Consider the following 7,649-nt stretch of genomic DNA (forward strand, 5'->3'; position numbering starts at 1 on the left):
TCAGTCTAAACACGGAGCGCCGCCATCGCCCCTCACAGGGAGGCGTGATGCTCACCACTTGAAGCGTCAACCTTTGCGAGGTACTCTCTACTTGTATCGACAACTAAGTGGTGGTCACGGGTGCACCCTCGGATCATTTGAACTGACTAGTCAGTCTAAACACGGAGCGCCGCCATCGCCCCTCACAGGGAGGCGTGATGCTCACCACTTGAAGCGTCAACCTTTGCGAGGTACTCTCTACTTGTATCGACAACTAATCGGAGGTCACCGTGAGCACCACGACGTCCGCCGGACCCGCCGACGAGCGCGTCCTGGCCGCCACCACCTCGATGGACGCCGTGACGCTGCACGTCGGCGACCTCGAGGCCATGACCACGTACTACGCCGACGCGATCGCGATGGAGCCGCTCGAGGAGCGCGTGCGCGGGCAGCAGGTGCACCGCGTGCTGGGTCGCGGCACGACGCCGATGGTCCGGCTCGTGCACACGCCGGGCCTGCCCGCCGTCGACCCGCGCCAGGCCGGCCTGTTCCACACCGCGTTCCTGTTCGACGACGCCGCGAGCCTCGCCGCGACCGTCTACCGTGCCGCGCAGGACCCGCGCAGCCGGTTCGTCGGCTCGTCCGACCACCTCGTCTCCGAGGCGTTCTACTTCACCGACCCCGAGGGCAACGGCATCGAGCTCTACACCGACCGCGACCGCAGCCTGTGGCTGCACCGCGACGGCGAGCTCGTCATGTCCACCGAGTTCCTCGACCCCAACGGCTACCTGCGCGAGCACCTCACGCAGGAGGCGCTCGACGCCGGGCCCGAGCTGGCCGGCAAGGTCGGCCACGTGCACCTGCAGGTCGGCGACATCGCCACCGCCGAGGCGTTCTACCTCGACGCCCTCGGCTTCGAGGCCACCACGCGCGGCTACCCCGGTGCGCTGTTCGCGTCCGCCGGCGGGTACCACCACCACGTCGCCATGAACACGTGGAACAGCCGCGGCGCCGGGCCGCGCGCCTCGACCCTCGGCCTGGGCGACGTCGCCGTGACGGTCCCCGGCCGCGCCGACCTCGACGCGCTCGTCGGGCGTCTGCGCGCCGCGGGACTGGCGTTCGGCGACGACGGCCGCGCCGTCTCGCTGCGCGACCCGTGGGGCACGCAGGTCACGGTGTCCGTCCCGGGCACGACGACCGACGAGCTGCTGGCCCGGTGAGCACGCTGCGCGCCGTCCGCTCCCCCGCGCCGGGCGCGGACCCGGCCGCCCCGACGGTGCTGCTGCTGCACGGGTTCGGCTCGCACGAGCACGACCTCGCGGGCCTCGCGCCGCACCTGCCGTCGGGCCTGCCGTGGGCGGCGCTGCGCGCACCGCTCGACCTGCCGCACGGCGGCGCCGCGTGGTTCCCCATCACGACGCCCGGCACGCCCGACCCCGCACCCGTCGCGGCGGCCGCCGACGCGATCTGGGCGTGGGTCGACGCCGAGCTCGGACCGGGCGCGACCATCGCGCCGCTCGGGTTCTCGCAGGGCGGGCTCATGGCCACCGAGCTGCTGCGCACGCGACCCGCGCGCGTCGCCGCGACCGTGGTGCTCGGCGGGTTCGTCGCGGGCGGCGAGCGGCCCGGCGACGCCACGCTGGCCGGCACCCGGCCCCCGGTCTTCTGGGGCCGCGGCGAGCTCGACACCGTCATCGCGCCGCACGCGATCGAGCGCACCGCCGCGTGGCTGCCCGCGCACAGCACCCTGACGGCCCGCACCTACCCGGGCCTGGCGCACGGCATCGACGCGACCGAGCTCGCCGAGGTCCACGCGTTCCTCACGACGCACGTCACGGGCTGAGGGCCCGCGCCGCGGTCAGGCCATCCGCTTCTCGAAGCGGAACATCAGGTCGTCGTCGTGGTCCTGCCCCGCGCCCGCGCCCGGCGCGTGCGGGTCGGGGTGGCCGGGGTGGAAGAACTCGACGGCGTGGAAGCCGCACACGTTGACGTAGAAGTGGATGTTGCGCACCTCGAAGTGCGGCGTCATGGTCTCCCACATGCGCGTGCGCGGGTAGCGCCGCTCGACCGCACGCCAGGCGGCGCGCCCGATCCCCCGGCCGTGGTGCGCGGGGTCGACGAAGAAGAAGTCGAGGCTGCCGCGTTCCGCCTCCCGGTCGACGCTCACCACCGCACCGCCCACGCGCTCGCCGTCGACGAGCACGTGCAGCACCTCGGCTCCGGGCGCGGCGAACGACTCCCGCAGGTCCTCGTCGGACGGGATCGGCTCGGCCGTGCCGCTGGCCGCGCCCGGCGTGACGGCGAGCGCGAACGCCGCCTGCACGCGGCGCGCGAACGCGTCGAGGTCCGCCGGCTGCGCCTCGACGAGCTCGACCGCAATCGCGGCTCCTGCCGTCATGCTCCTCGCCCTCCTCGCAGGTCGGCTCACGACCGTCGCCGGGTCCCGACCGGTCTTCACCGATCGTCGCGCAGCCACCTGTGCGCCGCCCCACGTGCGCAGCGGCGGCCGGCCCTGGGCCCGGCCTGCGACGATGGGCCGCATGGACGCTCCGGCCCTCATCGACCTGGACACCTGGCCCCGGCGGCAGCACTTCGCCCACTACCTGCGCGCCGTGCCGTGCACGTACGCGATGACGGTCGAGGTCGACGTCACCGCGTTCGTGGACGCGGTCCGCGCGGCGGGGCGCCGCACGTACCTCACGCAGGTGTGGGCGATCGCGTCGGTGGTGAACCGGCACGACGAGTTCCGCATGACGCTCACGACCGACGGCGCGCCGGCCGTGTGGCCCGTGGTGCACCCGTCGTTCACGGTGATGCACCCCGGCAGCGAGACGTTCGCGAGCCTGTGGGTGCCGTTCGACCCGGACTACGCCGCGTTCCACGACGCGGCCGCCGCCGTGGTGGCCGCGCACGCGGCGTCGGGCGAGCTGTTCCCGCAGGGCCTGCGGCCGGCCGCCACGTTCGACGTGTCGAGCATCCCGTGGACGTCGTTCACGGGGTTCACGATCACGGCGACGCCGGGCACGCACCTCGCGCCGATCGTCACGCTGGGCCGGTACGTCGAGCGCGACGGGCGCGTGCTGCTGCCGCTCGCGGTGCAGGTGCACCACGCGGCGGCGGACGGCTTCCACACGGCGCGGCTCGTGGAGGAGCTGCGGGCGCTGCTCGCCGACCCGTCGTGGGTGGCCGGCTGACAGCGACCCCTATCATCGCTCCATGACGATGAATCGTGGGGCGGCCGATCCCGACGACGCCGCGGACGGCACGCCCGCCCGGCGCGACCTGCGCCTCCCGCCGCTCGCGGTGGCCGCGCTGGCCGCGGTCGCCCAGGCGCTGCTCACGCGTCGCGGGCGTCGCCCCTCGCCGGGCTCGCTCGTCGCCGCGGGCGTCGTCGCCGCGGGTGCCGCGTGGTGCGCGGCCGACCCGGTCCTGCGGTTCCGCCGCTCCCGCACGACCGTCGACCCCACCGTCCCCGCGGCCGCGTCCGCACTCGTCACCGACGGCGCGAACCGGCTGACCCGCAACCCCATGTACGTCGGGATGCTGCTGGGACTCGTCGCGCACGCGGTCGCGCGGCGCTCGGCCGTCGCCGCGCTGCCCGCCGCGGCGTTCGTCGCGGCGCTGCACCCGCAGATCGCCGCCGAGGAGCGCGCACTCGGGGAGCGGTTCGGCGAGGCGTACGCGCGCTACCGCGCGACGACGCCGCGATGGGTGGACGCGCGGTCGGCCGGTGCGGCGTGGCGCGCGCTGCGCGCGCATGCGTGAGCCACGGCCGACCCGGCGCGCCCCGCCCGTTCCCGTCCCCGCCGCAGGCGTTTCGATCGCCGCAATCCGTTGCGACGATCGCAAAGGATTGCGTACGGTGAACACATGGAGAAGCGCGACGCGATCGACGACATCATCGACATCGTCCTGCCCGTGCCCGCCCCGGCGCCCGCGGACGCCGACGAGCTGACGCGGGTACCGCTGGAGGCCGTGCGCGAGGAGGTGGTGCGGCAGCGCGAGGTCTTCGAGCGGTACCTGCGCGTCGCCGACGGCGACCGGTCACCCACGCGCCAGGACGTGCTGCTCGCCGAGATCGAGCGGGCCCGCACCGAGATGCGCGAGGCCGAGGACCGGCTGCGCATGCTCATCGCGTACGGCCGCGAGTTCGTGGCGCCGCAGCCCTACCCGCTCAAGACCCTCGCGGCGGCCGCCGGGATGTCGATCTCGGGCACGCGCAGCGCGTACACGTCCGACGAGGTCGCCGCCATCGCCGAGCGCACCGGCCGCCGGCCCGTCAGGAGCACGGCGCTCGACGCGTAACCGGGTACGGACATACGGGGGGGCGACGCGGGCCCCGCCGCGGCGCCGCCCCGGGCACGGCGCAGGGGCAGGGGCACGGGCACGGGCACGGGCACGGCAGGATGACGACGTGACCGCCGCGCCCGCTCCCGACCACGTCGAGCTCAGCACCGACGACCTGCGCGCCGTGGCCCGGTACGCGGCGGACTGCGCCGCGCAGGTGCTGCCCGCGTTCGAGGCCGCCGTCCCCGACGACCCGCGGCCCCGCGAGGCGCTCGCCGCCGCCCGCGCGTTCGCCGACGGCGCCGCGCGCAGCAACCGGCAGCGCACGGCCGCGGTCGCCGCGCACCGAGCCGCCGCCGCGGTCGACGACGAGGTCGCCCGGCTCGGCGCGCTCGCGTGCGGCGACGCAGCGGCGGCCGCCTACCTGCACCCGATCGCGCGCGCGACGCAGGTCGGCCACGTCCTGCGCGCGGCGGCGTGCGTGGCGCGCGTCGCGGAGCTCCGGGCCGTCGCCGCCGGTGACGACGCCGGTGGCGTGGCCGACGAGGCCGTCGTGACGCTCGCGGGGCTCGCGGCACCGCCCGTGCCCGCAGTGCTGCGCCGCTACCCGCCCGCACCCGCCGGGCGGCACCCCCTGGCGGAGCTCACGAGCGCGCTCGACGCCGCCGTCCGCGCGCGCGTCTGACGCCCCGGCCAGGCGACGGCGACGGCGACGGCGACGGCGACGGCGACGGCGACGGTCAGGCGAGCACCTTCGCGACGACCGCCGCCACGCGCCGCGCGCGCGTCTCGGCCGCCTTGGCCCCCTCGACGGCCGTGACGTGCGCCTTCCGCGCGCTGGGAGACAACGCGTCGAACGCGGCGCGCGCACCGGGTGCGGCGTCGAGCGCCGCGGCGAGGTCGGCCGGCACCTCGACGACCCGCGGTGCCGTGTCGAGCTCGAGCGTGACCTCGATCGGGTCGCCGCCCGCGAGGCCGGTCTCGCGGCGGTGCGCCGCCGAGAACGGGATCAGGTGGCGCCCGCCCATGACCGCGAGCGTCGAACGGTACGTGTGGCCGTTCACGGTCACGACCACCGGGGCGCGCTTGCCCGCACCGAGCGCCTCGACGACCGCGGGCGGCACCTCGACCCCGGTGTTGCTGCCGTCGAGGAGCAGGGTCGTGGTGAACGTCTGCGGGGCCATGCCCGCATCGTCGCGCGCGGCGCGGCCGGGCACCACCGGGCAGCCGCGGCACGCCGCCCGGGCCGACGAGCCGTCTGCCCGGATCCCTCAGCCGCGCGGCGGTGCGACCCCGCGCCTCGAGGCCAGCGCGAGGAGCTCGTCCTGCAGCTCGACCATCCGGGCCACGGAGGGCTGCACGCCCCAGAACGCCGAGAACGCCGCCCCGTCGACGGCGCAGACGATGAGCGTGGTCGACGACGTCGGCAGCCCGTCCCCCGCGAGGTCGTGCTCCCACCGCTCCGCGTCCCGTGCGGCGGCCTCCTGCGCGGCGGGGATCGAGGACAGCCGCGCAGCGAGCTCGGCGTCCTGCCGGGACAGCCCGACCCCGGTCGTGAACGGGCGGAGCCCGGCACGGACGTAGGCGCGGGTCAGCCTGCCCGGCGTCGTGTCGTCGAGGTCGAGCGCCGCCTGCACCTCGGCCCGGAACTGCTCCTGCTCGTTGGTGACGAGCGTGACCAGCAGGGCCTCCTTGTCGGCGAAGTGGTAGAGCACCCCACCCTTCGAGACGCCGGCCCGGGCGGCGATCTGCGCGATCGTGGCGTTGACGCCGACCTCCAGCACGAGCTCGGCCGCTGCCTGGAGGATCGCGTCGCGCGTGTCGGCGCGTGAGCGCCCTGCCACCCGACCCATCGCCCTCCGTCCTGCGTCGTGGTTGCGTCGCCGCCTCAGTGCGCGACCGGCGCGGTGCCCGCGTCGCGAGGGATGGCCCGCCACGCGATCACCGAGGCCACCAGGAGCAGACCGGCGGCGATCACCGACGTGGACTGCATGGCCGTCGTGAACGCGCCGTGCGCGGCGGCCATGACGTCCTCCCGGTCGCCGAGCACCGCGGTGGCCGAGGCCAGGGAGTCCTGCACGCGCGCCGCGTCCTCGGAGCCTAGCCCGCCGGGCGGGACCAGCCGTGCGCGGTAGATCAGGGTGAGGGTGGAGCCGAGGAGCGCGATCCCGAGCGCGACGCCCATCTCGTAGGCGGTCTCCGCGACGGCGGAGGCTGCGCCCGCCTTCCGCGCCGGGACGGCGGACAGGATCGCGTTGGTGCTGAGCGTCTGCGTGACGCCGAGCCCGAGGCCCAGCGGGACCAGTGCGAGGACCAGCCACACCAGGGACCCGCCGCTCTCCGCGACGGCGAGCATCACCATCGCGGCCGCCGCGAGTGCGAGGCTGACCGCGATGCCGGGGCCCGTGCCCAGGCGTCGCAGGACCCAGCCCACGACCACGACGGCGGCGGCGGAGAACACCGCCACGGGCAGCTCGGTCAGCCCCGCCCGCAGGGGCGAGAGCCCGCGGACCAGCTGGAGGTACTGCGAGAAGAAGTAGAGCGTGCCCGTGAGCGCGAGGATCGCGACGAAGTTCGCCAGGATCGACGCGGAGAACGCGGGGAACCGGAACAGGTTCACGTCGATGAGCGGCGAGGCGGACCGGCGCTGACGGCGCACGAAGCCCCATCCCGCCAGCAGCGCGAGCACGAGGACGGCGACCGTCGGCACGGTGACCCCCGTGTCCACCCAGCGCTTGACGACCCACACGATCGGCGTGATCGCCAGGAACGACAGGCCGACCGACACCAGGTCGAAGCGCCCGGCGTCCGGGTCGCGGGACTCCGGCAGCAGGACGGCCCCGGCGACGATCACGACGAGGATCACGGGGACGTTGATGAGGAAGACCGAGCCCCACCAGAAGTGCTCGAGCAGGGCGCCGCCCACGAGCGGGCCGATCGCCGCGCCGCCCGCGGCGGCCGCGGCCCAGACGGCCACGCCGCGCGCCCGCTCCTTGTCGTCGTCGAACAGGTTGCGGACGATCGAGAGCGTGGACGGCATGATCGTCGCGCCGGCGACGCCCAGGGCGAGGCGCGCGGCGATGAGGGCCTCGGCGCTCGGCGCGAACGCGGCGACGACGGAGGCGACGCCGAAGGCCGCGGACCCGATGAGCAGGAGCCTCTTGCGGCCGACGCGGTCGGCCAGCCCGCCCATGGAGACCAGCAGGCCGGCGATCGCGAGCGAGTAGACGTCCCCGATCCAGAGGACCTGCGCGGACGTGGGGGCGAGGTCCCGCGCGAGCGAGGGGATCGCGAGGTACAGCACCGTCCCGTCGATGGCGAGGAGCAGCACGGCACCGGCCAGCACGGCCAGCGCGAGCCAGCGGCGAGCCCCGGTCGGCGGC

The 7,649-nt window shown here is 75.4% G+C and carries 10 protein-coding genes; 6 read left to right on the plus strand and 4 right to left on the minus strand.

Going from position 1 to position 7,649, the window contains the following annotated elements; translation table 11 throughout:
• Positions 1–269 precede the first annotated feature (269 nt).
• Together ATM99_RS12585 and ATM99_RS12590 are read left to right on the plus strand one after the other, a co-directional pair.
• Positions 270–1,199, plus strand: a complete 930-nt coding sequence (locus ATM99_RS12585; protein ID WP_062103241.1) for a VOC family protein — start codon at positions 270–272, stop codon at positions 1,197–1,199.
• On the plus strand, positions 1,196–1,822 hold the full coding sequence (locus ATM99_RS12590; protein ID WP_062103242.1) for an alpha/beta hydrolase: 627 nt from the start codon (positions 1,196–1,198) through the stop codon (positions 1,820–1,822). Before ATM99_RS12585 ends, ATM99_RS12590 begins: the two co-directional genes overlap by 4 nt.
• A 15-nt stretch (positions 1,823–1,837) precedes the next feature.
• Here the strand turns inward: ATM99_RS12590 and ATM99_RS12595 are convergent, their stop codons facing one another.
• Complete coding sequence (locus ATM99_RS12595; RefSeq protein ID WP_062103243.1) at positions 1,838–2,377, minus strand: GNAT family N-acetyltransferase; 540 nt, start codon at positions 2,375–2,377, stop codon at positions 1,838–1,840.
• Positions 2,378–2,519: 142 nt separating this feature from the next.
• On the opposite strand from ATM99_RS12595, the gene ATM99_RS12600 reads away from it, so the two are divergent.
• The 4 genes from ATM99_RS12600 to ATM99_RS12615 all read left to right on the plus strand — a co-directional run bounded on the left by ATM99_RS12600 (position 2,520) and on the right by ATM99_RS12615 (position 4,951).
• Positions 2,520–3,173 (plus strand): CatA-like O-acetyltransferase, encoded by a 654-nt coding sequence (locus tag ATM99_RS12600; protein ID WP_062103244.1) that lies wholly within the window; start codon positions 2,520–2,522, stop codon positions 3,171–3,173.
• Between the two features lie 22 nt (positions 3,174–3,195).
• A complete protein-coding gene (locus ATM99_RS12605; RefSeq protein WP_062103245.1) occupies positions 3,196–3,744 on the plus strand; it encodes an isoprenylcysteine carboxylmethyltransferase family protein in 549 nt (182 codons plus the stop codon).
• A 105-nt stretch (positions 3,745–3,849) separates the two neighbouring features.
• Positions 3,850–4,284 carry a hypothetical protein gene (locus ATM99_RS12610; protein ID WP_062103246.1) on the plus strand — a complete coding sequence of 145 codons (435 nt, stop codon included), beginning with the start codon at positions 3,850–3,852 and terminating at the stop codon, positions 4,282–4,284.
• Between the two features lie 109 nt (positions 4,285–4,393).
• On the plus strand, positions 4,394–4,951 hold the full coding sequence (locus ATM99_RS12615) for a putative immunity protein (RefSeq protein ID WP_062103247.1): 558 nt from the start codon (positions 4,394–4,396) through the stop codon (positions 4,949–4,951).
• Between the two features lie 55 nt (positions 4,952–5,006).
• Here the strand turns inward: ATM99_RS12615 and ATM99_RS12620 are convergent, their stop codons facing one another.
• The 3 genes from ATM99_RS12620 to ATM99_RS12630 form a co-directional block, all read right to left on the minus strand.
• Complete coding sequence (locus ATM99_RS12620; RefSeq protein WP_062103249.1) at positions 5,007–5,450, minus strand: YdeI/OmpD-associated family protein; 444 nt, start codon at positions 5,448–5,450, stop codon at positions 5,007–5,009.
• Positions 5,451–5,537: 87 nt separating this feature from the next.
• A complete protein-coding gene (locus tag ATM99_RS12625; protein WP_062103248.1) occupies positions 5,538–6,119 on the minus strand; it encodes a TetR/AcrR family transcriptional regulator in 582 nt (193 codons plus the stop codon).
• A 35-nt stretch (positions 6,120–6,154) separates the two neighbouring features.
• A partial coding sequence (locus ATM99_RS12630; RefSeq protein ID WP_062103250.1) for an MFS transporter occupies positions 6,155–7,649 on the minus strand: 1,495 nt, incomplete at its 5' end.

Source organism: Cellulomonas sp. B6 (assembly GCF_001462455.1).
GTDB lineage: Bacteria > Actinomycetota > Actinomycetes > Actinomycetales > Cellulomonadaceae > Cellulomonas.